The sequence below is a fragment of the Bradyrhizobium australiense genome (genome assembly GCF_013114825.1).
Lineage (GTDB): Bacteria > Pseudomonadota > Alphaproteobacteria > Rhizobiales > Xanthobacteraceae > Bradyrhizobium > Bradyrhizobium australiense.
Genome location: NZ_JAAVLX010000008.1, coordinates 258,368 through 280,104, shown reverse-complemented (window position 1 = coordinate 280,104; position 21,737 = coordinate 258,368). Strand labels below are relative to the sequence as shown.

The window sequence follows — 21,737 nt, the reverse complement described above, 5'->3', positions numbered from 1 at the left end:
TGCGTGCCCTCAGCCAGGCGTCACCGCGGCAGTTTCGCGATCGCCTGGCTGAGTTCGTGGATTTCGTAGGGCTTGCGCAGAATCGGAAAGTCGCCGCGCACGCTCAGCGCCGCATCGCTGTAGCCGCTGGTCAGGAGGATCGGCAATCCTGGCCTGACGGTCTTCAGGTGGCGCGCCAGACCGAGGCCGTCCATTTTGCCGGGCTTCACGATGTCGGAGAATACGAGGTCTATTCCGTCGAGTTCGATTTCGCGCAACGCGGCTTCGGCATTTGCCACCCTGCGCACGGTGTAGCCGAGCTGTTCGAGCAGGCTGGTGCTGACGGCTGCAACATCAGGATTGTCCTCCACCAGCAGCACGGTGCCACTTCCGCCGGTTTCGATCGCGTCGATATCCTCGGCAGCGTCAGCGGCCTCCTGTCGCGGCAGCAGGATCGCGATTTTCGTGCCCTTGCCGAGCTCGCTCGCCACCTTGACCGTTCCGCCGGCCTGGTGGGCGAAGCCATGAACCTGCGATAGTCCGAGACCAGTGCCCTTGCCGATCGGCTTGGTGGTGAAGAAGGGATCGAAGATCTTGCCGAGGATATCGGGCGCGATACCCGTGCCCGTGTCAGCCACCGAGATCGCGACGAACTCGCCGTCTCCGGTCTCGCCGCCGGACGTATCGTTGTGCGCCGAGATCGTGATAACGCCGCCGGCGGTCATGGCATCGCGCGCGTTGATGACGAGATTGACCAGCGCCGTTTCGAACTCCGCAACGTCCACCATGACCGGCCAAATACCGGAGGCGACGTCGAATTGCAGTCTCACCGCGCTGCCTACGCCGCTGTCGAGCACCTCACGCATCGCATCGATCCGTTCAGCGACGTTGACGGCCTGCGGATTGACGCTCTGCCGCCGCGCGAACGTCAGCAATTGGCTGGTGAGGGAGGCGCCGCGTTTGGCCGCCCCTTCGATCGCCGATAGCGCCCGCTGGCATTTGGGATCGTTGCCGACGGTCTTCTTCAGCGTGTGAAGACTGCCGCTGATGATCATCAGGAGATTGTTGAAATCGTGTGCGACGCCGCCGGTGAGTTGGCCGAGCGCATCGAGCTTCTGCGATTCGGCGAGCTGCCGGTGCATCTGTTCCAGCTTGAGCTGAGCTTCGCGGCGCTCGGTTATGTCGCGGGTGATCTTGGCGAAGCCGACGAGCTTGCCGTTCTCGTAAATGGGATCGATAACGACGCTGGCCCAGAAGAAGGTGCCGTCCTTGCGGACGCGCCAGCCTTCCTCCTCGTAGCGGCCCTGTTCCCGGGCCGTACGCAAGGCGCGCAGCGGCTTGCCGTTCGCTCGGTCGACGTCGGTGTAAAAGCGGGAGAAATGCTGCCCGATGATTTCGTCGGGCGAGTAGCCCTTGATCCGCTGGCCGCCAATATTCCAGCTCGTGACCACGCCGGTCGGATCCAGCATGTAAAGCGCGTAATCGGCAACGCCTTCGACCAGGAGTCGGAAATTGCGTTCGCTTTCGAATAGATCCCTTTGCGGTTGCTGATCTTTTTTGAACATTCGACCTGCCCATTTGACGGCGCAAACGCTTGTCCTGCGAATTGGTTCCACGGGTGTTGGACTTTTTAACGAAATGGTGGGTTACCGCGCTGCGGCGACACTTCTGAACGTCGCCGCCAGTATCCGCAGCGCTGTCAGCTTGGCGGGGTCGCTGACCTTCGAATGCAGTATTACTCGGGACGGAGGAAGCCGCGGCAGCTTTTGTGCCGGTCCGATGTCGACCAGACCGGCTGGCGCAATCCGCCGGGCCAGTGGCGCTACCGCGAGGCCAGCCAATGCCGCGGCGGCCACGGCGGTGACGCCGCCGCCGACAAACCTCTCGCTCCATGCGATGCCGGCCTTGTCGAGGGCACGGACAGCGAGCGCGCGTACGCCGCAGGGCGGGGCCAGCGTCGCCAATGGCAGCGTCTCGCCGCGGCGCCAGACCAGACCTTTGGCGGCAAACCAGCCGAAGCCGTCTTCAGTCAGATTCTCGCCGCCGCGGCGGCTGCCTTCCTGGCGGACCATCACGGCATCGAATTCACCGGCATCGTAGCCGTCGAGCATCTGGCGCGAAAAGCCGATGGTTACGGAAAGCGTCAGTTGCGACGACACTGCATGCAACCGTTCGAGCAGCGGCACCAGTTCGGGTCCCGCGGCGTGATCAGAAATCCCGAGCGATAATTGCGGGCGCACGGGCTTGTCGCCCGATAGCGCTCGGCCATGCGCCTCGATCAGCGCGCGGGCGTGGGGCAGGAACGCGATGCCCTCTGCGGTCAGTGCGACCGCCCGCGGCGAGCGCTCGACCAGCCGCCGGCCGACCACGCTCTCCAGCCGCTGCAGCTTCATGCTGACGGCGGCCTGCGTCGTGCCGAGCGCTTCGGCGGCGCGGGTAAAACCTTGCAGTTCAGCGACCAGCAGGAACGCCTGCACCGTATCGATATCGAGCGTACTCATGGTATCATCAATGATCGTTATCATTGCTATGAATAAAGATAAGGTACCAAAATGGTGGTCGTGGGTCTAGATAAAGGAAGCGCAACGCCAGCGCCCCTCAAGGAGAACGACCATGCCTCTCATCACCGTCACCTATTCCAGCGTCCGCAAGGCGCCATCGCTGAAGGCCGAGATTGCGTCCGCTGTCAGCGATCTCACTGCGCGAATCCTGCGCAAGGATCCGAAGGTTACTGCCGTCATCGTGAAGTCGGTCGATGCCGCCGACTGGTTCGCCGGCGGCAAATCGCTCGCTGAGCAGAGTCTCGCCAGCTTCTGGCTCGACGTTCACGTCAGCGAGGGCACCAACACCAAGGACGAGAAGGCGGCCTATCTCGCCGCGCTATTCCAGCGCATGGGCGAATTGCTCGGGCCGCTGCATGAAGAGAGCTACGCCCATGTCGACGAAGTGAAGGGCGATGCTTACGGCTTCGGCGGCCTCACCCAGGAGCGCCGCTATATCGCCGGCCAGCTCGACGTCGCGCCGCGGAAGGCTACGGCGTGAAGATCGCCTGACGCGCGGACGGCGCGGCGGTGCCGTCCGCTCGGCTGCGGCTAGCCCGCGGGCCCAGGGCTGGTTGCCATCGGCGCATGGTGGTCGCCATATGCGAGCCCGCGTCCGAGCGACCAGTCCACCGGCGTATTCTCGGAGAGCGCGATCATGATGTCGTCTGCGGAAAATCCGGCGCCGGCGGCCCGATCCACAATCCGCCGAAACAGCCTTTTCTTCTGATCGACGGTGCGCCCCGCGAGAAACAAAATCTCGATGATCGACGCATCTACCGTGCGCGCGACATCCGGGAAGGTCGGATCGATGAACATCATTTCGTGCGCGTAGGTCGAAACGAGCTGAAACCGGTCCTTGGGGGGCACGCCGCAGGTCTCGACGAGACCCTCGTGCACGGCGTCGGCGAGGGCGCGAATTCTGGCCGGCGCAAGATGGGCGGGAACGGAGATGCGGGCGAGGGGCATGGGAAGACCTCCAAATTTCCGAGGGACTCCGTCCTATTCGTGCTAAGAGTGGAGATAAATTCTCTCTTTTGAGAAACACTCATACTGAAATCTCACGAATATGCTGATGCACCCGATGTCAGACCTCGCGGTTTTCGCCCGAACGGTCGATCTGGGGAGTTTCGCGGCTGTTGGCGCCGAACTCGAGCTGACCGCCTCGGGCGTCTCCCGGATCGTGACGAGACTGGAGCGCCGCATCGGCGCCAAGCTGCTGCATCGGACGACGCGGCGGCTGGTGCTGACGCAGGAGGGCGAGACGTTCCTCCTTCATGCAAGGAGCATCCTGGCTGCAGTGGAGGCTGCCGAAGCCGATGTCGCCTCCGTTCATGGACGTCCGCGCGGCAATCTGCGGATCAACAGCGGCACGGCGTTCGCAAGACACCGGCTTGCGCGACTGCTGCCGCAGTTTATGGATCAGTTTCCGGAAATTGCGGTCGAGCTTTCGGTGAGCGATCACCGCATCGATCCGATCGCCGACCAGGTCGATGTCACGATCCGGGTCGGGCCGCTTGGCGACAGCGAGCTGATCGCGGTTCGCCTCGGTGAAGTCAGGCGCATCATCGCCGGAAGCCCGCGATATCTGGAGCGTCATGGCATCCCCGAACAGGCCGCCGATCTCGCCCGACACAATTGCCTGCAGCTCAGCGGCTTCTCGCGCCTCGCGCAATGGCCGATGTTCGAGCACGGCAAGCGGATGATGGTGCCGGTGAAAGGATCGATCCGCTCGGACAGCGCCGATTTCCTTCTCGACCTCGCGCTGGCCGGCGCCGGTCTCGTGCGGTTCGGCGATTTTCTGGGGGAGGCGGCGGTGAAAGATGGCAGGCTGGTGCCGGTGCTGGCGCACTGCCACGATCCCGATCCGCAACCGATCACGGCCCTGATCCTGCCAGGCCGGCAGACCATGCCGCGGGTTCGGGCTTTCGTCGATTTCCTCAAGGCGAGCGTTTGATGGCGGTCAGAAGGTCGTTTCAGCGTGCACTCGCGCTCGTGGCGCTGAACACATCTTCGAACGCGGCGGAGCGCGACGTTGGCATCGCGGCTCGTCCGCCGAGCGGCTCTCCTCTTCACACGATCAGCACATCCAGCACGGCCGCGGTCGCAGCGACAAGCGAGGCCACAATCACGGCGGTTCGCCAACGCAGTTGCTGCCGCGCCGCGCGGCGATCGTGGAATGCCAGCCAGTCGCGAACGAATCCGGCGGGAATGTTTATCGTGCCGCTAAGCCGGTTCGGATGATGAAGTTCGTGATCTGCGAACATGGCGCGCACGTTCGCCACGCCCAGTCGGTCAAGTGCGCAATTCCATTCCCAGGCGTGCGTGCCGTTGGTCCATCGGTTTTCGAAGGGAAGCCTGTGCGACATTATCGCGACCTCCACTGTTCACCGCATGCCTCTGGATATGTGGCCCCGCTCGTCGTGGCGGAAGACCTCAAGGAAGAGCCGCGATAGTCACCGGCATCCGATCGAGAATTTCAGGCCGTCGCCGCAGGCAAGTGCGCTATGGTCGCTCCGAACACCTCCTGGAATGCCCGCCGGAGTGCGATGTCGACGTCCTCTACCGTCACGGGCAGGCCGAGGTCCACGAGTGAAGTCACTCCGTAACGCGGATCGGCGACGCCACAGGGGACGATGGCGGAAAAATGCGAAAGCTCCGGCTCGACATTGATGGCGATGCCGTGGAACGATACCCAACGCCGTAACCGCACGCCGATCGCGGCGATCTTGTCTTCGTGGCCGACACCCTTGTCCGGCCGCCTGACCCAGACGCCGACACGATCCTCGCGGCGTTCGCCGCGCACATTGAAGGCATCCAGCGTACGGATGATCCATTCTTCGAGGCCGGCAACATAGGCACGCACGTCCGGCCGCCGCCGCTTGAGGTCGAGCATCACATATGCCACCCGCTGGCCGGGACCGTGATAGGTGAGCTGTCCGCCGCGGCCGCTGGTGAACAACGGGAAGCGCGGGTCGAGCAGGTCGCCTTCCTTGCCGCTAGTACCCGACGTGTAGAGCGGGGGGTGCTCCAGGAGCCAGACCAGTTCGGTAGCCTTCCGCTCGGCGATCTCCGCCGCGCGGGCCTCCATTGCAGCCACGGCCTCGGGATAGGGTACCGGTTCCGCCGAAATCCGCCATTCAACCCCGCCGCCGCCTTGGGCTTGCGCGAAGGTCGTCAAATCGAGGCTTTGGCGGTCATTAACCATTGGCTAACCATAACGTGGTCAGGTGGGAACCACACCAATTTAGTCCCCTTTGGCGGTTCAGAAGTGGCCACCCTCGATAAAGTCAGCGTCGATCTCATGGTGGTGCTCGGCACCACGACCATGCCCATCCACCAGGTAATGCGGCTTTCCCGCGGCGCCATTATCGAACTGGACGCTACCGAGGCGGACGAGGTCAAGATCCTCGCCAATAACTTGCCCATTGCCTCCGGGGTGGTGCTGGTCGATCGCAACCGCATCGCGGTCGAAGTCAAGCAAATGCTGCCGAAATCGCCTGATGTCAGGTAGTTATCGGAGCGCAAAACTGCCTTGTCCCTGCATCCCTGATTTGTTACATCGCAGCCGTTGATCCGGCGGGCTGCAATCCTTCCAGCCGGCATCCCAAGCGCTCGTGGCGGAATTGGTAGACGCGCTGCCTTGAGGTGGCAGTGAGTAACATCGTGGGGGTTCGAGTCCCTCCGAGCGCACCAAAAGCATAAGTCATTGATGCGAAATTATTTTCGCTATTTTTATTCCCACATTGTTACTCGCAGCGAATGTTAGTGCTTTGTTTCGTCCAAATCGTCCCTGTTTGATCTTGCGCCGTCTTGATCCAGCGCCTGCTCTTGTGGTCGTTGCATCTTTATTTGAACCAAAGCCCCGCGACGGAAAGCCACCACCTGCTCACGAGGGGGCAGTGGTGTAGCCCAGCATAGAAATCGGCGGGCTCGTACTCTCTCATCCGTGAGCGCTACGCAGTCTCCCCAGTAGCGTTCCATCCGACGATATGCCGGCATGGCGCCGTCGGGCCCGACTGCGTGCTATCACACCGAAAGCATGTCCGATTTGACTAGTCGTTCGCGGGTACCGAGTGATGCTCGTGGGCGATGCGCCAGTCGCCGTCGACCTTGCGCAGGCCCACGGTCAACCGAAATAGGAAACCCTCCTTGTCCGCTGGGTTGCTGGACGAATTGGGACCGCAGCGCATGATCGCGACCGCGAAGGCGACGTCCTGGCCCGCGGTCACGGCGAGCTCTTGAATATCGAAGGCCGTTCCGCGCTTGTGATAGGGGAAGAACAGGTCCCAGGTCTGTTCGTACGCCTCGATCCCCTTGCATTGCAGGGGCGGCGGCAAGTCGAACATCACCATGTCCGGCTCGTGATGAGCGAGAATGGCGGGAACATCGTGCTGGCGGACCGCGTCCGCCCAGGTCTCGAGGAGAGCCTTGATCCGGGTCTCTTCGGGGTCGGCGTGTTCAGACATGGCTTTGGCTCCTTTGTATACTCAGAGGACGAACGGCGGGCCATCAATCCGACATGGGTGCGCGGTCGTGCGACTTGAACGTGGGAGCGAAGAAGGACGGCCTGATGGACCGCTTCTATCGGCGAGGCGCGGCGTCTTTGAATTTCCTAGATCCGCTGAGGAAAAGCCTTCTAGGGAGGATATCAGCATCGAAGTGCATCGTTGGGCCTGGTGTGCAGCTTATGGTTTAGTGCACTCGGATAAGCCATTGAAACCGCAACAAATGCGACCGCCCTCCGAGCGCGCCAGCCTTAAAATCAGCTTTTTTCCTTCGGCTCTGCGGTCCAGGGCAGATCTTCGGGCCGAAGAGGCTTCTTTGAACCAGATGTCATGTCCTCCCCCAGCTCTGCGCTAAATGATGGCAGCTCTGGCCTAGGCTCCGCGCGCGGAATCGTTCCCCCAGCGTCCTCGGCGTCCTTTGGGCGCATTTGGCGCAGCAAGAATAGGAACGAAGGCGTCGCCCGAAGATTTCCGGTGCTTCCACAAGTACAGCGGAGGACGACATGAAAGTATCAGCGATCGCGTTGGCATTGTTCTTTGCGCTCGGCTCGACGTTGGCCGTCGCGCAAGGTGGCGGTGCTGGGGGCAGCGGAGGGGGTGGTGCCGGAGGTGCTGGCGCTGGCGCAGGTGCGGGTGCAGGCGCGGGTGGCACGGGTAGCGGGGGCGCCGCTGCCGGCGGTACCGGCGGTACTGGCGATGGGTCTGGCGCGGGCGGAGCTTCCGCAAGCGGAACGGGTACGGGCGGAGCGGCAGGCACATCCGGTAGCGCCGCTGGCGGAGGCGGGCCAAACACGCCAGACGACGAAATGAAGCGAAAGATGAGAAGGTAGGCTCGCCACCAAAAAACGTCTGATATATCGAGGACGGCATGGTGGCTGTCTCGGACGCCAGATCCGTGAGGATCTCACCAGACATTCTCCGGCTTCGCGACCTCAGCGATTCGCCCCGCTGAGGCCGTTTCTCGCTTTGAGCGGCAACATCAGGTTGGGTTTTGGCTGGGCGGCCCGCATCCCGTCATGGGGTAGCGGAATTCTTCGAAGGAGAAACCCATCACGGCTTGGCCGGGCTCGATCGAGATTTGAGCGGAATTTGGAAGATCTTGTATCGCGCGAGTTCAGGAAAGCTATCCGCGGCGCTGGCAGAGACTAACCCAACGACCGCGGCCGAAACCTCTTTGCTCACCAGCCGATTGATCGCCGTGGTTTGACCTTTGCTCAGTTGAACTTCGAGCGCGCCCGCCGCCATCATCGCGGTCCTGACGCGGCCGATCGACAACTCGGAATATCTGTCGTCAATCGCAATTATCTTGCCGGTCAGCTCGGAGATCGACTTGACGTCGGGACCTGCCACGAGGACGGCCACCAGAGCGTCCAGCGACGCATCCAACGTCGGAACCGACATTCGCTCCGCGACGGCAGAGGCGGCCGCCACCTGCTCTTCTGTCGTTCGAATCGGCGCAGCGTCGGTCGTTGGATGCGGATCGGTGACGTCTGCTCGTGGCGCCCGGGAAGCAACGGCATTGCCTGTCGTCTGCCGGTTCGCCTGCGGAGAAGGAGCCGGTATGGGAATGGCAGGTTTCGCCGCGACCTTGATTGGCTTGGGTGTTCGACGGACCGCGTGGTGCGCGTGAGATCGGGGTGGCCCGTCGCCGCGCAAGGCGACGGCGGACACTGGTTTCGTTGTCGCAGGATCGTTCTCATACGAGTCAGGTTCAATCGGCACATGAACCGCGGTCAGGCAAGCTAACGGGTTCAGGCCAACGCATGATGGCTGCGTTGATTGTTGGCTACTGCAACCGATCAAGGTCGTAGCCAGCGCGCAAACAAGAAGCGTCCTCAATCGATCCTCCTGAAGAGGTTGAGTGCGACCCGCAATTCTTGCGGCTTGAAGGATGTTGCGCTGGATCGTCAATCAATGATGCAAAACTGTTAAATGCTCATTAAGCGTAGGCCGCGCGCAACCAGATGCGCCGGCATGGTTAATGCGAGAACCTGTGCCGGTTCGAGAGCGGATAGAAGCGCCTCGGGCGCGATCCCACGGCGTTGTCATACGCTCGCCTTTTCGTTGCTTTCTTCCATGCAGGATTCCGCCACGAATCGGTCGCCATGCTCACGCGCTGGGGCTGTTCATCGGGTGATGGAGAATGACCGATGGCGAGTATCGAACGACTTCACAAGACTGCACCGCTGGATTTAGCCAAGCTTGAAGAAGATGTCGTAGGAAGCCTTCCTGCGATCAGGGCGGCCCCATCGGGGCCGATGCCTGATTACGTCGAGCATGAAGAGGGCGTCACGCGCGTCGGCGCGCTCACGGCCGAGGCCGTGGTACGTGACTATGAAGCCGCTGCCAAGGAAATCGAAGCCATGGGAGCAGAGCTGATCAACGCGGCGAGGAAATGCGAGGCAATGACCGCCGAAGTGCATAACGCTATTGCCTTCATGCGCGATACCGCAGCGTCCTATCGTGAGGAAGCCAAAAAGATCTTCAAGCGCATCGAAGAATGCGCAATCTTTACCGAGCACGTTCGGAAGACCTGCGAGGCCGTCAAACTCAAGATGATCGAAGGCAAGCCATAAGCTGCCTTTAGATATCCGGAACATCGACCAGGTTTGTCGTCCCGACGGGAAGACTTGTTTTTTGAACAGCGTGTGTGAATTGCGGTACACGGCTGGTGCCACGAATCAGCTTATTTTGAAGTCTCCTCCCTAAACTGTACCCGTCGCAAATGGCGGGTCCCCTTTGTGGGTATCGGGCAGTCGGGGTCGCCCGACATCGGCGCTGCGATGGCCGCACGCCTGATCAGGCAGGTCTGCGCTCGCACTACAAGTTGCGGTTTGGCTTGCGCAATCGGCTGGTCAGGCGGGTGCGTGTCCGCAATGACACGCCGCCGCAATCCTTTGGGGGTGGGGTGCGGGTTGATTCCCTGTCGTCCCATCGTTCGCGTAAACTGCGCAAGCCCGGCGGCCGGTGATTCCGGTTCCGCGCGCTTCGCCGCGGTTCGGCGCTTCCAAGAAGCTCGACGCTACCAAGACCACCCGGAGCATCTTCATGCTGTTTCTTAGCTACGCCTATCGATTCCTCTCCAACTTCGTGTTCCTGGCGCTGGTCTATTTTGCTCTGAATTTCCTCGAAAAGTACCAGCATCGCGTGGTCGTCGCGGTTCTCGTGCTGGTCTATGCCGGCATGCATGCGGCATCCGCGCTGCGATCGTTTCACTTCTTCCAGCGCATCGAGCGGCTGGAACTGGAGGCACGCCGCTTGGTGGCGGCGCTGGGCGAGGGGCCGAATTCGACGTCCACACGCAAGCAGGTGATCACTGAAGTCAGCGGGCTTCGCCAAGCCGGCGAGATCAAGGCCTATATCGACCTGCTGTTTCTCGCCATCGTCATCCTGCTCTGCATCGCCAAGATAGTTGCCAGTTGAGCCTTTGTCGCAATTGCGGGTGAGCGGCGCCCGCCTCGGGAAAACGAATTCAAAACAAATGATTAGAGCGTTTTCCAGCGAAGTAGATACCGGTTCGCGTTACGGAAACGCGTCAAGACAAGAATCTAGCGCGCGGTCCTGATCCAATCGGGCAGGACCGCGGCCGATCAGCGCTTTTTCAAGCCAGCAACACGAACTGATCGCGCATTCCGCTTGGCTTGCGCCGCCGGCTTCGGCGCCGTCCCGCTGGCGTGCTCCGGCGCCTCGGCGGTCTGTCCGGCTGACGCTGGTAGCTCGGCGGTCGCCGCGCGGTGGTGGCGACGGGATTTCCCGGCGAGCCTTGCCGAGGAGACTTCCGTTGACCGAATTTGCGCAATCGGCGTCGCGCGGCGCGCGGCGGAGGCCAGCATGGTGACGCGCATCGATTCCGGGATCTTGAAAATACTCTGCGCCGGAATCGGCAGCGCGGCCAGCGTGCCGACCGGCGGCAAACTGGTCTGGCGCGGCCACAGCGTTGCCGGAGGCAGGGGTACGCCGCGCCCGCGCCGCGAAGCGCGCGCGCCAAGATCGGCCGTGTGCCAGTCGAGATCGGACAAAGCCGGGACGGGGAGCGCGGCGGGGCCGGCAACAGCGAATTTCGAGACCTTCGGCCAGCGCGAAATCGCCATCATTTCCGATGCCGGACGCAACTGCCATTGCTGCGGCTCGGTCGGCGTCGCCGGTCGCTCCGGTGTCGCCGGCACCACATGGACGATGCGATAGCCGCGCGCCTTCAGTTCGCTCAGGATTCTCGGCAGCGCCGCGACCGTGCGTGGCTGAATGTCGTGCAGCAGCAGGATGCCTTTTCCCTTCGCCTCCAGCCGCTGGATCGCGAGGTCGTAGACGCGGCCGGCGGAGACGTTGCGCCAGTCATCGGCCGGGAAATCGGCGCTCCAGAGCTGGAGTCCCTTGGACGCGGCGAATTCCTCTATCCCATCATTCCGGCGAAGGCCAGGAATGCGGAGGAACGGCGCGGGCGCGGTGCCGTCGGCCAGCGCCGCGGTCACCGATGCGATGCCCTGTTCGATTTCCTGCCTGGCGCGGTCGAGCGGCAGGCGATCCATGCCGCCCGGATGGTTCTGGGTGTGGGTGGCGACCGTGTGGCCGGCATCGCGCACCTTGCGCACGCCTTCCGGATTGGCGTTGGCCTGGCTCCCGACCAGGAAGAAGGTCGCCTTCGCGCAATGGGCGGCGAGAATGTCGAGAATCTGGTTGCTGTATTTCGGCAGTGGACCGTCGTCGAAGGTCAGCACCACCTCATGATCTTCGAGCGCCAGCGTCTTGCCATACTGCATCGTGCCGATAATGGGATAGGCGCGCGGGTCGACCACAAGCGTCCGTGACGTGCCGATGGCGTCGGGATGACCTTGGCATTCGGCGGCAGAAGCTGTCTGTACGGTGAGGCAGGCCAGCGCTCCCATGCACAAAGCGGCCCATGGCCGCTTTCGGCTACCTTCGAATACGCTAGCAATCATTGAACACCGGCTTCATTCCAGTCCTTGGTCCTGATGACCAGCACCAAGGTTCAATCTTTCTTCAAGCAGACCATGCTTACACGAGACGCGATGAATGGTGCTTTGATCGACTGAACTTCATGCCGATTTTGGCTTTAATGTGCCTTGCCGGACACGGTTTTGGCATCTGCCGGAATGACGTGAACCACGCGGTAGTGATTGTCGCGCAGGTAGCGCAGGAAGGCCGGCAGCATCGCGGCGGTCTGCGCCTTCGGATCGTGCAGCAGGATGATGCCCTTGCGGGCAATTTGCAGCCGGTCGGTCAGCAGTTTCAGTTGCTGTGCCGCCGTCATCGGATTCCAGTCGCTGGCCCAGAGATCGGCCCCGAACACAGCGATGCCGCGCTTTTGCAGGATCTCCAGCGTGGAGGGCTGCGCTTCAAAGTAGGGGAAGCGGAAGAATGGCATGCTTGGGGTCGTCGTGGCCGCACCGTGCAGTGCCATTTCGACGGCCGCGATGCCCTTGTCGATCTCGTCGATGGCCGCATCAGCCTTCTTGTATTTCAGATTGGGATGGCTCCATGTGTGATGGGCAACGGTATGACCCTGAGCTGCCATTCTTCTCACAAGTTCGGGGTGCTCGGAGGCGTGCCTTCCGATCACGAAAAAAGTCGCGCGCACGCATTCCTGCGCCAGGGCCGCCAGTATCTTCTGGTCCGTCGGCGGCCACGGTCCGTCGTCGAAGGTCAGCACCACCTCGCGATCTTCCAGCGGAAGCGTCTGTGGAAAGCTCTTGAGGCCCACGCGCGGATAGGTAGCCGCGTCCACCGCGAGAACGCGTGAGGTGCCGAGCGCGTCCTTGCGAGGACATTCGGCAGCGGTCGCCGCCGCAGCCAAGGTCATCAATATCGCGCCCGCCGGGCACAGCCCCGCGCCGAATTTCCGGGTCATTGGCCGCTGCTGATATTTGGCATTGCGCATGGCGCAGCCGATTGGGTAATGCGTGCAGCGTAGCTCAGACGAGTTCGCTCATTCTGTCAAACCGGCGAGGCGCGGCATGGCCGAGAATATCGACGTTGCCCAAGCCGCCGAAGCGCGACCGGCCGAAGGATCGGTGCTCGACCCTCTCCTGATGCGGGACGAGGAGGGGCAGCTCCGACACGAGTTTGTCGAAGAGATCACACGCGCGATCCATGCTGCCGACCGGCCGCTATTGTGCGAGGTGGTGGCGGAACTGCACGAGGCCGATCTCGGCGATTTGATCGCGGCGCTCGAGCCCGAGGACCGCGTCACCCTGGTCGAGATCACCGGCACCGATTTCGACTTCTCGGCGCTCAACGAGGTCGACGACGCCGTCCGCGAGGAGATCCTCGAGGAGCTCGAGCCGGAGACAGTTGCCGAGGGCGTTCGCGAACTGGAATCCGACGACGCCGTCCAGTTGCTCCAGGGCCTCAACGAGGAGGACCAGGAAGAGATCCTCGAAAAGCTGCCGCCGCCCGAACGCGTCGCAATCGAGCGCGTGCTGCTCTACCCGGAAAATTCCGCCGGCCGCCGGATGCAGACCGCGTTTATCGCGGTGCCGCCGGACTGGACCGTTGGGCAGGCGATCGACTACATGCGCGACACGCCCGATCTGCCTGACCGCTTCTACGAGATCTACGCGGTCGATTCCGAACAGCACTGGCAGGGCGCGGTTTCGCTCGACACGTTATTGCGGGCGCGCCGGCCGGTGCCGCTCGCCGACCTGATCGAGGAAGACCGCCGCCGCGTCTCGGTGCTGGACGACCAGGAAGAGGTCGCGCGGATGTTCGGCAAGTATAATCTGGTCGCGGCTCCGGTCGTCGACACCACCAACCGGCTGGTCGGCGTCATCACCATCGACGACGTCGTCGATGTCATCGAGGAAGAGGCCGACGAAGACCTGAAGGCGCTCGGCGGCGTCACCAGCGACGAAGAATTGTCCGACAATGTATGGACCATCGCGCGCGGCCGCTTCAACTGGCTCCTGGTCAATCTGGCGACCGCGTTTCTGGCATCCTCCGTGCTCGGCCTGTTTGAGGGGCAGCTCGAGAAGATGGTGGCGCTTGCCGTGCTCGCGCCGATCGTGGCGAGCCAGGGCGGCAATGCCGCGACCCAGACCATGACGGTGGCGGTGCGGGCGCTGGCGACCCGCGAACTCGGTTCCAACAACGCGTTCCGCGTTGTGATCCGCGAGGCGATGGTCGGCCTCGTCAACGGGCTCGCCTTTGCCATTATCACCGGCGTTGCCGCGGTGGCGTGGTTCAAAATCCCTGGCCTGGGCGTCGTGATCGGGCTTGCCATCATCTGCAACCTGGTCGCCGGTGCGCTTGGCGGCATCTTGATCCCGATGGTACTGGAACGGGTGCGCGCCGATCCGGCGGTGGCGTCGGGAACTTTCGTCACCACGATCACCGACGTGGTCGGCTTCTTCTCGTTTCTTGGCATCGCCACGCTGTGGTTCGGGCTGAAATAGCGCCTCATTTATCGTTAATCGGACCTTAAGGCGCTTGGCTGATGATGTTGGCCACGAGGTCAACATGCAGCGCTTGCGGCTGAAAGCGGACGGACGGATCGTCGAACTGCGGGACGGGCAGGAGTTTCCGCTCGCGCCCACGATCTCCGGACTCGCGCCGGCGCTGTCTTCAACTGCGACCGTCGTGCCTGACGCAATAACTGGCGAAACCGCCGCGCTGCCCGCCGTGCGTGACCTTCGTCGTCGCGCTTGCCTGACCCAGATCGAATTCGCGGCTCGGCTCGGCGTGCCCGTCGAAACCATTCGGAATTGGGAGCAGGGCAAGCGTGTGCCGCGCGGGCCGGCGCGGGCGCTTCTAGCCGTGATCGCCCATTCGCCGGAAACGGTTTTCGCGGCGCTGGCCACGGAACCCTCGCCAGCCTAGCTCTTGGTTTGGCGCGTTCACGCGAAACTGAATTCGCTTCGCTCGAAGCGCAACTGTTGGCACGGGTGTTTGCGCAGCCCATAATGGGGGCTGGTCCGCGGATACAACCAATGCTGTTTGTCGAAGCCAATGGTGCAAAAATTCCGGCGATCGGGCTGGGCACCTGGGAATTGCGCGGGCGCACCTGCGCGCGCATCGTCGAGCAGGCGCTGCGGCTCGGCTATCGCCACATCGACACCGCTCAGATGTACGACAACGAACGTGAGGTCGGCGAGGGGCTGCGGGCTGCGGGCGTGAAGCGCGATCAAGTTTTCCTCACCACCAAGGTGTGGCCCTCGCATTTCGCGCCCCACGATTTGGAACGTTCTGCCAAGGAAAGCTTGGTGCGGCTGCGCCTGACCGAGGTCGATCTGTTGCTGCTGCACTGGCCGAACCCGCAGGTGCCGCTCGTGGAGACGCTGGGCGCACTATCACGGGTCAGGCAGCAGGGGCTCGCGCGGCATATCGGCGTATCCAATTTCACCGTGGCTTTGATCGAGGAGGCGGTGGCGGCGTGCCCGGAGCCGCTGGTGTGCGACCAGGTCGAGTACCATCCCTATCTCGACCAGACCAAAGTGAAGGAGGCTTGCGCCCGGCACGGCATGGCACTGGTGGCTTACAGTCCGGTCGTCAGGGGGCGCATCAAAAGTGACCGCGCGTTGCAGCGGATCGGCGACCGCTATCGCAAGACGGCGGCGCAAATCTGCCTGCGCTGGCTGGTGCAGCAGGGCGTGGCAGCGATCCCGCGAACCTCCAGACTCGAGCGGCTCTCAGAGAACATCGAGATCTTCGATTTCGAGCTGTCGGACGAGGACATGCAGGAGATTTCCGCCATGGGCAGCGCCGCCGGCCGGCTCACGGATTTCGGTTTCGCGCCGAAATGGGATTGAGAAGCCACGCCGCCGAACGCTATGGTGGCGGCAGGGAATACGAACATCGTTGCGATGCGATGGAGCTGCGGCGGATCATACCCTCTGAAATCACGGCGTCGGCGATCGCGCATGTGTCGCTGCTGACGCTCGTGCTGCTGTTTTCGGAGGTGCATCCGTTCGGCATAGTGACCGCCGAGCAGGTCCCGGTCGAGATCGTCACGCCGCAGCAAGTTCCCGAACAGCTAAAGCCGGCCGAACAGCAAGCCGCCGAGACCAGGCCGGAACCGGCGCCAACGCCGCACCCTGATTTTTCCCTTCTGAATAAGCCTGCCGCTGCCAGTCCACCTCCGCCGTCAGCGCAGCTAGAGCCGCCACCGCGGGAGCAGGCTGCGCTCGCGACGCCACGCGCGGCCGAGCCGCAGCCCCCACTACCGCCGCCATCACAACCGGCGGCGCCGGCCTATACTCCGCCCGAGCCGGATATCTCGATCAAATATCAGGTGTTGCTCGGGTTGCCGCCCGACCTCTCGCCGCTGCCGTCGGCTGCCGCGTCAGGCCCTAACAAGAGCGACGACAATTTTGACGCCCCCGCGACCGAAGCCGCCGAGATCTCGAGCACCGTGATCGCGGAATTCCGGCGGCACCTCAAGACCTGCTCGAAATTGCCGGCATCGCTGTCGGGCGCCGATGATGTCAAGGTCAAGCTGCGCGTCTTGATGACGCCGGACGGCCGGCTCGCCGCGGAACCGATCCTGATCGAGGCCAGCGCCTCCATGAAGGGACCATTGCTGATGCAGGGCGCCATCCGCGCACTCTCGGCCTGCCAGCCCTATGCCATGTTGCCGGTAGACCGCTACGGCGAATGGAAGGTGCTCGACCTCAGCTTTACGCCGCATGATTTTTCCGCGTCCTAGCGCGTGAGCTCACGGTGCGACAGGGAAGGGCTGAAGGTCGCGCTCCTGAGGCCAAATGGAACTTCGGCCGGACGAAACGGATGATAAGGACGTGATGGCCCGAGAGCACTGGCCCGACTTTGAGAAACAATCGACCTAAAGGAGAAGTCGGGTCCGCAACGTTGGCCAGTCTCGCGGCCCATTCATTGGCGGGAGACGCGCATGATACTCATATGGCTTGGTGTGCTCCTTGTTCTCGGCGGGGTGTTGCAGATGGCGTATCAGCCAATCTGGCATGGCCGCCTAAGCGGTAGAAAGCGACTTCGCGCCGGGCGATCCAGCGACACTTTGGAACCAGAAAGACCAGCTGGCGGCTTTGGCTTCAAATCGAATTGGCCCGGCCTTGCGCTGCTCGCGCTTGGTGCTGCTTTCTTGCTTGCCGGGTCCACCATCTGAATTTTGAAACCGCTCCTAGCCTCCCATCGCCCGCCAGGCGTTCGACGCAAACTGCCGCCGCCAAGTTACGACGACGACGAGCGCGGTCGTGATCAGCAATACCCAGGGGCTGACGAACCATCCGAGATAGCCGAGCGCGAAGAAGAATGCGCGCTGGCCGCGGTTGAAATGCCGCCCCGCCGCCTCGAACAAGCGCGTCGTGCGCATCACATGGGCTTCTGCTTCCGCCGTGTCGCGCTGCGACGAGGGCGGCATCGCGCCGAGCAGGATCGCGACATAGTTGAACAGGCGATACGACCAGGCGAACTTGAAGAAGGCGTAGATGAAGATCAGGATCAGCCCGACGCATTTGACTTCCCATAGGGCAGGCGAGGGGGTGAGGTCGACCGGCAGTTCACGAAGCACGGCCAGCGCATCATTGGTTGCGCGCAGCAGCGCCAGCGCGCCGCCGATCGCGATCAGGCTGGTGGAGGCGAAGAAGGCGGTGCCGTTTTGCAGCGAGGCCATGATCTGCATGTCGACCATGCGCGCCTCGCGATCGAGCATGTTGCGCACCCAGACCTCGCGATAGGCATTCATGCGCGCCGACAGGCTGTCACGGCCGTAAGCCGTGTGCTCGAGCGTGAAGCCATAGGCCAGCCATTCGACGACGAAGAACGCGACGGCGGCGATATCGACCCAATAGGCGCCCATGTGGCGGCATCCCCGATGTGGCTTGCGGCTTCTGATCTACAGGTTGGACGTGTGCGGTGCACTATGGCAAGATGCCGGTCCCAACAGGATTTCCCCCGCAAATGTTGAAACTGGTCATCGGCAACAAGAACTATTCGTCATGGTCGATGCGGCCATGGCTGGCGCTGCGCGCCAATGAAATACCCTTTGAGGAAGTGTTCATCCCGCTCTACACCAACGACAAAGCGGACAAGGACCGGATCCTGAGCTTTTCGGATTCGGGCAAGGTGCCGGCGCTGATCGACGGTGGCGTCACGGTGTGGGATTCGCTTGCGATCATCGAGTATCTCGCCGAGAAATACCCGCAAGTGAGGCTATGGCCGGAGGACCGCGCCCGCCGGGCCCATGCGCGTTCGATTTCGGCGGAAATGCATTCGGGCTTCATGCCGCTGCGCAATGAATGCGGCATGAACCTGCACCGTCCGGTCGGCGCGGTCGATCTGTCGGACGATGCGCGCGCCAACGTGGCGCGCATTCAGGAGATATGGTCCGATTGCCATCGCAACTACGGCCAGGACGGGCCGTTCCTGTTCGGCGCGTTCAGCGGCGCGGACGCCATGTTTGCGCCGGTGGTGCATCGTTTTCGCACCTATGCGATCGAGGTGAAAGGTGAGGCGCGGCATTATTTCGATGCGATGATGTCGTTGCCGGCATTCCAGGAGTGGACCCGTGCCGGCCTTGCCGAAACGCTCGTCATTGAACGGTTCGAGACGGTCTGACGAGGGCGCGAGGCGGGGCGATGAGACCTGACCGCGGGCCCGCGGCGCTCGATCAATCTTCCCTAGCTGTCCGATATTGGGAAGCCGGCCCCGACGGCCGGAATGAGGATTCCCCGAGGGAACCCTGGGATTGCCACTTATCGCCCTGAAAAACATGCAGAATTTGCGTATTTGCCATGTCTCGATGCCGCTGGCTTTTGGGGCATCGGGTGTGCTAGGTTGCCACAGGGTTCTCAAGTCGGCCGAAAGCTAGCGGGACCGTGAGCGCGGCCGGCGTTCTTGCGTAATGGAGAGGGCGTTGAAGCATAAGTACTCCGTTGGAGAGACTGTCTATTTTACTGCCAGCAACGTGGCCCGTCCGGCCGCCAGCGGCACCTACGAGGTGATCCGGCTGCTGCCGACCGACGGCGACGACTGTCAGTATCGCATCAAAAGCTCGACCGAAGCTTTCGAACGGGTCGCCAAGGAAAGCCAGCTCGCGATTTCCTGAAACAGTTGTGCGCAAGTAGCCGGCTGACGGAGTTCCATTCAAAGCGCCGTCAAAAGGCCCCGTTCGCAGAACCATTCTGCCGAAAAGCGAATGCGACAAAGACGCATTTGTGTTTCGATCGCGTTTGATGCTGCGTTGAGGGACACTGCGCATGAACTGGGACTGGGCTGCTTCGCTGGATCAGATCTGGCGCTCGCCGAACCTTCCACTGTACCTGATGCTGGCCACGGCCGGCTTTGTCGGAATCGTCGTTCTGATCACGCTGCTGCGCTCGGAGAGATCCTTGGCTAACGGCGTGCTGGCGCTCATCACGCTGCTTGCGATCGGCGTCGCGGGAGCCGTGACCTTCCGCGGTTTCGGCACGGCGAACGCGGTTCAGTCTACGGAGGCTTCTCGTCCGGTTCCGACGGCCACCGCCGCATTGCCGCAGCTTTCCTGTATCGACGAGCTCGCCGGTGATGCCGTCCTGGCCGCGTGCGAGAAGGCGCTGTTCGGTTCGGCCGAGTCGGTGGCGGCAGCGGTCGCCTACGCCGCCTCGCAGATCACGCTGTTGACCTCCCTGGGCGATGTCGCCATCGCGAACAAGGGTGCAGGCTCCGACTTGCTGGCGCTGCGTCGCGCCGTCGAGCGCGATCGTTACGGGTTGATGGCCTATGTGCTGACGGTGCGTGACCGTTGTACGCCAGCGGCTTGCCGCGCGTTCCGCTCGCTGACCGACACGCGCCAGGTCGCGGCCAACATGGAAGACCGCGTCTACGAAAGCCTGGTCATGCGCTACGCGGCGTCATGGAACGCACCGGCGCAGGCCGCGACGGGCCTGGTGGCGGCGCTGCCGCCGTCGCTGCCCTCGGGCAAGCCCACCAACGCAGAATTCCCGACCTCGGCGTCGACCCCGCCGGTCAACATCATGACGCCCGAGCCGCCGCTCGGGGCCGCGCCGAAGCCGCAAGCTCCCGCCGCCGCTGCGCCGGCATCGCCAGCCGCGCCGCGATCGGCCGCGGCGACACCGCCGGCGCCTTCGCCCGCACTTGGCGTCGCCAAGAAGCCGCCACCGGCGCCGAAGCGGCCGTCTGCGGCACCTGTCCAGCTTGCGCCGTCGGCGCCTGCGACCTCCGAGAACGAGTGATCTTTTCAAAGCGCGCTTGGGCCGCTACATCGGCGGGATCATGCCGCTTCATCTCATCAAGCTCGCCGTTGGCTGCGAGTCGGTCAAAGAACTCAAAGAGTGGGTTGCCGAACGCATGGCAACCGCCAAGAAAAAGGGCCTGCCGCTTCGTCACATCCACATCACGCGGATGACGCCGAAGCGCGACGGCGAGATCCTCGCCGGCGGCTCGCTCTACTGGGTCATCAAAGGTGAAATCGCCGCCCGCGAAAAGATCATCGCGATCGAGCCGTTCCGCGACAAGGACGGTATCGGGCGGTGCCGCCTGGTGATGCAGCCCAAGGTGTTTGCGGTCTCGCCGCGGCCGATGCGGCCGTTCCAGGGCTGGCGCTATTTGACCGAGGACGCAGCACCCCCGGACCTCACCAAAGCCTCTGCCGCCAGCGTCGCCGCGATGCCGGAACCGATGCGGCGCGAATTACGCGATCTGGGGCTGCTCTGACCGGGGCTTGGGCTTCGTCCTAGACGCCGATGTTATCGATCAGGCGGGTCGTGCCGAGCTTCGCGGCGACGAGGATCCGCACCGGACCTTCCTTGATCGAGGCGATCGGCGCCAGCGTCCCGGCGTGACGGGCCTCGAAATAATCCAGCGCGAAGCCGGCGGCGGTGATCAGTTCGCGACCGGCCTCCATTGCGGCCTCGAAATCCTCGCCGGCCTTCAGCCGCTTTGCGCTCTCCTTCATGGCGCGATAGAGCGCCGGCGCCGTCTGCCGTTCCTCGACCGAGAGGTAGGCGTTGCGCGAGGACATCGCCAGCCCGTCGCGTTCCCGCACGGTGCGCGAGCCAATCACCTTGACGCCGAGGTCGAGATCGGCGGCCATCTGCGTCACCACCCGCAATTGCTGAAAGTCCTTCTCACCGAAGATCGCGACGTCCGGCCGGACCTGCGTGAACAGCTTGCCGACCACGGTGGCGACGCCGCCGAAGAAATGCGGCCGGAAACGATCCTCCAGCCCCGCCGTGGCCGGACCTTCGGGCACGATCCTAGTCGCGAAGCCGTCCGGGTACATTGCCTTGACGTCCGGATTCCAGACCAAGTCGACCTTCTCGGCGGTGAGTTTGGCGAGGTCGGCTTTCCAGGTGCGCGGGTATGAACCGAAATCCTCGGTCGGCGCGAACTGCGTCGGGTTGACGAAGATCGAGACGACGACTTTCTGTGCGCGACGCTTGGCGAGCCGGACCAGCGACACATGTCCCTCATGAAGCGCACCCATGGTCGGCACCAGCGCGACGGCGGCCTTGCGGGCGCGCAAAGCCTCGACGGCGCGGCGCAATGCGGGAACGGTACGGACGACCATGGGACTTCGCGACATCTTGCCTCGATCTGCTGGCAGCATCTGACGGAGTGACGGGGCCGTGGCCCCGATACGTTCGGCGGGTGCGCCGACCTTATAAGGCCAGAGCTTTGCCGCCAAGGTTACGCGGGAATGGCAAGCCTGCGGCAGCTCAACGTGAAAGCTAGATGTGCGCGCTTGTTCGTTGAAAAGTCCGTTGGTCGAAAAAGGCTGCGG

General features: G+C 63.0%; 25 protein-coding genes and 1 tRNA gene. 15 read left to right on the top strand and 11 right to left on the bottom strand.

Annotated elements, in window-relative coordinates; genetic code table 11:
* Nucleotides 1-20 precede the first annotated feature (20 nt).
* Together HCN58_RS25455 and HCN58_RS25450 are read right to left on the bottom strand one after the other, a co-directional pair.
* Nucleotides 21-1,544, bottom strand: a complete 1,524-nt coding sequence (locus HCN58_RS25455; RefSeq protein ID WP_171582116.1) for a PAS domain-containing hybrid sensor histidine kinase/response regulator family protein — start codon at nt 1,542-1,544, stop codon at nt 21-23.
* 81 nt (nt 1,545-1,625) lie between these two features.
* A complete protein-coding gene (locus tag HCN58_RS25450; RefSeq protein WP_171582115.1) occupies nt 1,626-2,480 on the bottom strand; it encodes a LysR family transcriptional regulator in 855 nt (284 codons plus the stop codon).
* A 112-nt stretch (nt 2,481-2,592) separates the two neighbouring features.
* Between HCN58_RS25450 and HCN58_RS25445 the strand changes: the two genes are divergently transcribed.
* Entirely contained in the window at nt 2,593-3,021 is a 429-nt protein-coding gene (locus HCN58_RS25445) for a tautomerase family protein (protein WP_171582114.1), read from the top strand.
* Between the two features lie 50 nt (nt 3,022-3,071).
* Here HCN58_RS25445 and HCN58_RS25440 read toward each other — a convergent pair whose 3' ends face one another.
* The gene (locus tag HCN58_RS25440; protein ID WP_171582113.1) at nt 3,072-3,488 is read right to left on the bottom strand and encodes a tautomerase family protein; all 417 of its coding nucleotides are present in this window, start codon (nt 3,486-3,488) and stop codon (nt 3,072-3,074) included.
* A 106-nt stretch (nt 3,489-3,594) separates the two neighbouring features.
* Between HCN58_RS25440 and HCN58_RS25435 the strand changes: the two genes are divergently transcribed.
* A complete protein-coding gene (locus tag HCN58_RS25435) occupies nt 3,595-4,476 on the top strand; it encodes a LysR family transcriptional regulator (protein WP_171582112.1) in 882 nt (293 codons plus the stop codon).
* Nucleotides 4,477-4,591: 115 nt separating this feature from the next.
* Here the strand turns inward: HCN58_RS25435 and HCN58_RS25430 are convergent, their stop codons facing one another.
* Both HCN58_RS25430 and lipB read right to left on the bottom strand, forming a co-directional pair.
* Entirely contained in the window at nt 4,592-4,888 is a 297-nt protein-coding gene (locus HCN58_RS25430; protein WP_210266136.1) for a hypothetical protein, read from the bottom strand.
* 110 nt (nt 4,889-4,998) lie between these two features.
* Nucleotides 4,999-5,727 (bottom strand): lipoyl(octanoyl) transferase LipB, encoded by a 729-nt coding sequence (gene lipB / locus HCN58_RS25425; RefSeq protein WP_171582111.1) that lies wholly within the window; start codon nt 5,725-5,727, stop codon nt 4,999-5,001.
* Nucleotides 5,728-5,790: 63 nt separating this feature from the next.
* Between lipB and HCN58_RS36070 the strand changes: the two genes are divergently transcribed.
* Complete coding sequence (locus tag HCN58_RS36070) at nt 5,791-6,033, top strand: FliM/FliN family flagellar motor switch protein (protein ID WP_027583831.1); 243 nt, start codon at nt 5,791-5,793, stop codon at nt 6,031-6,033.
* 97 nt (nt 6,034-6,130) lie between these two features.
* Nucleotides 6,131-6,215, top strand: a tRNA-Leu gene (locus HCN58_RS25415).
* A 359-nt stretch (nt 6,216-6,574) separates the two neighbouring features.
* Here HCN58_RS25415 and HCN58_RS25410 read toward each other — a convergent pair.
* Nucleotides 6,575-6,988, bottom strand: a complete 414-nt coding sequence (locus HCN58_RS25410) for a YybH family protein (RefSeq protein ID WP_171582110.1) — start codon at nt 6,986-6,988, stop codon at nt 6,575-6,577.
* 639 nt (nt 6,989-7,627) lie between these two features.
* Between HCN58_RS25410 and HCN58_RS25405 the strand changes: the two genes are divergently transcribed.
* Nucleotides 7,628-7,837, top strand: a complete 210-nt coding sequence (locus HCN58_RS25405; protein WP_171581865.1) for a hypothetical protein — start codon at nt 7,628-7,630, stop codon at nt 7,835-7,837.
* Nucleotides 7,838-8,077: 240 nt separating this feature from the next.
* Here the strand turns inward: HCN58_RS25405 and HCN58_RS36065 are convergent, their stop codons facing one another.
* The gene (locus HCN58_RS36065; RefSeq protein WP_235983859.1) at nt 8,078-8,866 is read right to left on the bottom strand and encodes a hypothetical protein; all 789 of its coding nucleotides are present in this window, start codon (nt 8,864-8,866) and stop codon (nt 8,078-8,080) included.
* A gap of 311 nt (nt 8,867-9,177) precedes the next feature.
* On the opposite strand from HCN58_RS36065, the gene HCN58_RS25395 reads away from it, so the two are divergent.
* Entirely contained in the window at nt 9,178-9,603 is a 426-nt protein-coding gene (locus tag HCN58_RS25395) for a hypothetical protein (protein WP_171582109.1), read from the top strand.
* Nucleotides 9,604-10,075: 472 nt separating this feature from the next.
* Complete coding sequence (locus tag HCN58_RS25390; RefSeq protein ID WP_171582108.1) at nt 10,076-10,450, top strand: hypothetical protein; 375 nt, start codon at nt 10,076-10,078, stop codon at nt 10,448-10,450.
* Between the two features lie 167 nt (nt 10,451-10,617).
* Here HCN58_RS25390 and HCN58_RS25385 read toward each other — a convergent pair whose 3' ends face one another.
* Together HCN58_RS25385 and HCN58_RS25380 are read right to left on the bottom strand one after the other, a co-directional pair.
* The gene (locus HCN58_RS25385) at nt 10,618-11,964 is read right to left on the bottom strand and encodes a polysaccharide deacetylase family protein (RefSeq protein WP_171582107.1); all 1,347 of its coding nucleotides are present in this window, start codon (nt 11,962-11,964) and stop codon (nt 10,618-10,620) included.
* A 134-nt stretch (nt 11,965-12,098) separates the two neighbouring features.
* The gene (locus tag HCN58_RS25380; RefSeq protein ID WP_235983883.1) at nt 12,099-12,845 is read right to left on the bottom strand and encodes a polysaccharide deacetylase family protein; all 747 of its coding nucleotides are present in this window, start codon (nt 12,843-12,845) and stop codon (nt 12,099-12,101) included.
* A gap of 154 nt (nt 12,846-12,999) precedes the next feature.
* On the opposite strand from HCN58_RS25380, the gene mgtE reads away from it, so the two are divergent.
* From mgtE to tolA, 4 genes are all read left to right on the top strand, one after another.
* Complete coding sequence (mgtE, locus tag HCN58_RS25375) at nt 13,000-14,436, top strand: magnesium transporter (protein WP_171582105.1); 1,437 nt, start codon at nt 13,000-13,002, stop codon at nt 14,434-14,436.
* A gap of 64 nt (nt 14,437-14,500) precedes the next feature.
* Nucleotides 14,501-14,860: a helix-turn-helix domain-containing protein gene (locus tag HCN58_RS25370; RefSeq protein WP_171582194.1), complete on the top strand. Its 360-nt coding sequence runs from the start codon at nt 14,501-14,503 to the stop codon at nt 14,858-14,860.
* A 110-nt stretch (nt 14,861-14,970) separates the two neighbouring features.
* Nucleotides 14,971-15,789, top strand: a complete 819-nt coding sequence (locus HCN58_RS25365; protein ID WP_171582104.1) for an aldo/keto reductase — start codon at nt 14,971-14,973, stop codon at nt 15,787-15,789.
* 59 nt (nt 15,790-15,848) lie between these two features.
* Nucleotides 15,849-16,685 (top strand): cell envelope integrity protein TolA, encoded by an 837-nt coding sequence (gene tolA / locus HCN58_RS25360; RefSeq protein WP_171582193.1) that lies wholly within the window; start codon nt 15,849-15,851, stop codon nt 16,683-16,685.
* A gap of 450 nt (nt 16,686-17,135) precedes the next feature.
* On the opposite strand, the gene HCN58_RS25355 is transcribed toward tolA, so the two are convergent.
* Complete coding sequence (locus tag HCN58_RS25355; protein WP_171582103.1) at nt 17,136-17,813, bottom strand: DUF599 domain-containing protein; 678 nt, start codon at nt 17,811-17,813, stop codon at nt 17,136-17,138.
* Between the two features lie 101 nt (nt 17,814-17,914).
* On the opposite strand from HCN58_RS25355, the gene HCN58_RS25350 reads away from it, so the two are divergent.
* The 4 genes from HCN58_RS25350 (at nt 17,915) to HCN58_RS25335 (ending at nt 20,668) form a co-directional block, all read left to right on the top strand.
* Nucleotides 17,915-18,571, top strand: coding sequence for a glutathione S-transferase family protein (locus HCN58_RS25350; RefSeq protein ID WP_171582102.1), 657 nt, complete (start codon nt 17,915-17,917; stop codon nt 18,569-18,571).
* A 286-nt stretch (nt 18,572-18,857) separates the two neighbouring features.
* The gene (locus tag HCN58_RS25345) at nt 18,858-19,061 is read left to right on the top strand and encodes a hypothetical protein (RefSeq protein ID WP_108517906.1); all 204 of its coding nucleotides are present in this window, start codon (nt 18,858-18,860) and stop codon (nt 19,059-19,061) included.
* A 151-nt stretch (nt 19,062-19,212) separates the two neighbouring features.
* On the top strand, nt 19,213-20,187 hold the full coding sequence (locus HCN58_RS25340) for a hypothetical protein (protein ID WP_171582101.1): 975 nt from the start codon (nt 19,213-19,215) through the stop codon (nt 20,185-20,187).
* 40 nt (nt 20,188-20,227) lie between these two features.
* Entirely contained in the window at nt 20,228-20,668 is a 441-nt protein-coding gene (locus HCN58_RS25335) for a DUF1489 family protein (RefSeq protein ID WP_171582100.1), read from the top strand.
* 19 nt (nt 20,669-20,687) lie between these two features.
* Here HCN58_RS25335 and panC read toward each other — a convergent pair whose 3' ends face one another.
* Nucleotides 20,688-21,539 (bottom strand): pantoate--beta-alanine ligase, encoded by an 852-nt coding sequence (panC, locus tag HCN58_RS25330; RefSeq protein WP_171582099.1) that lies wholly within the window; start codon nt 21,537-21,539, stop codon nt 20,688-20,690.
* Nucleotides 21,540-21,737 lie beyond the last annotated feature (198 nt).

Excerpts from the sequence above, each read along its gene's own strand:
- HCN58_RS25455 (WP_171582116.1), bottom strand. The coding sequence starts at position 1,544 with ATGTTCAAAAAAGATCAGCAACCGCAAAGGGATCTATTCGAAAGCGAA.
- HCN58_RS25450 (WP_171582115.1), bottom strand. The coding sequence starts at position 2,480 with ATGAGTACGCTCGATATCGATACGGTGCAGGCGTTCCTGCTGGTCGCT.
- HCN58_RS25445 (WP_171582114.1), top strand. The coding sequence starts at position 2,593 with ATGCCTCTCATCACCGTCACCTATTCCAGCGTCCGCAAGGCGCCATCG.
- HCN58_RS25440 (WP_171582113.1), bottom strand. The coding sequence starts at position 3,488 with ATGCCCCTCGCCCGCATCTCCGTTCCCGCCCATCTTGCGCCGGCCAGA.
- HCN58_RS25435 (WP_171582112.1), top strand. The coding sequence starts at position 3,595 with ATGCACCCGATGTCAGACCTCGCGGTTTTCGCCCGAACGGTCGATCTG.
- HCN58_RS25430 (WP_210266136.1), bottom strand. The coding sequence starts at position 4,888 with ATGTCGCACAGGCTTCCCTTCGAAAACCGATGGACCAACGGCACGCAC.
- lipB (WP_171582111.1), bottom strand. The coding sequence starts at position 5,727 with ATGGTTAATGACCGCCAAAGCCTCGATTTGACGACCTTCGCGCAAGCC.
- HCN58_RS25410 (WP_171582110.1), bottom strand. The coding sequence starts at position 6,988 with ATGTCTGAACACGCCGACCCCGAAGAGACCCGGATCAAGGCTCTCCTC.
- HCN58_RS25395 (WP_171582109.1), top strand. The coding sequence starts at position 9,178 with ATGGCGAGTATCGAACGACTTCACAAGACTGCACCGCTGGATTTAGCC.
- HCN58_RS25390 (WP_171582108.1), top strand. The coding sequence starts at position 10,076 with ATGCTGTTTCTTAGCTACGCCTATCGATTCCTCTCCAACTTCGTGTTC.
- HCN58_RS25385 (WP_171582107.1), bottom strand. The coding sequence starts at position 11,964 with ATGATTGCTAGCGTATTCGAAGGTAGCCGAAAGCGGCCATGGGCCGCT.
- HCN58_RS25380 (WP_235983883.1), bottom strand. The coding sequence starts at position 12,845 with ATGACCTTGGCTGCGGCGGCGACCGCTGCCGAATGTCCTCGCAAGGAC.
- mgtE (WP_171582105.1), top strand. The coding sequence starts at position 13,000 with ATGGCCGAGAATATCGACGTTGCCCAAGCCGCCGAAGCGCGACCGGCC.
- HCN58_RS25370 (WP_171582194.1), top strand. The coding sequence starts at position 14,501 with ATGCAGCGCTTGCGGCTGAAAGCGGACGGACGGATCGTCGAACTGCGG.
- HCN58_RS25365 (WP_171582104.1), top strand. The coding sequence starts at position 14,971 with ATGCTGTTTGTCGAAGCCAATGGTGCAAAAATTCCGGCGATCGGGCTG.
- tolA (WP_171582193.1), top strand. The coding sequence starts at position 15,849 with ATGGAGCTGCGGCGGATCATACCCTCTGAAATCACGGCGTCGGCGATC.
- HCN58_RS25355 (WP_171582103.1), bottom strand. The coding sequence starts at position 17,813 with ATGGGCGCCTATTGGGTCGATATCGCCGCCGTCGCGTTCTTCGTCGTC.
- HCN58_RS25350 (WP_171582102.1), top strand. The coding sequence starts at position 17,915 with ATGTTGAAACTGGTCATCGGCAACAAGAACTATTCGTCATGGTCGATG.
- HCN58_RS25345 (WP_108517906.1), top strand. The coding sequence starts at position 18,858 with ATGGAGAGGGCGTTGAAGCATAAGTACTCCGTTGGAGAGACTGTCTAT.
- HCN58_RS25340 (WP_171582101.1), top strand. The coding sequence starts at position 19,213 with ATGAACTGGGACTGGGCTGCTTCGCTGGATCAGATCTGGCGCTCGCCG.
- HCN58_RS25335 (WP_171582100.1), top strand. The coding sequence starts at position 20,228 with ATGCCGCTTCATCTCATCAAGCTCGCCGTTGGCTGCGAGTCGGTCAAA.
- panC (WP_171582099.1), bottom strand. The coding sequence starts at position 21,539 with ATGTCGCGAAGTCCCATGGTCGTCCGTACCGTTCCCGCATTGCGCCGC.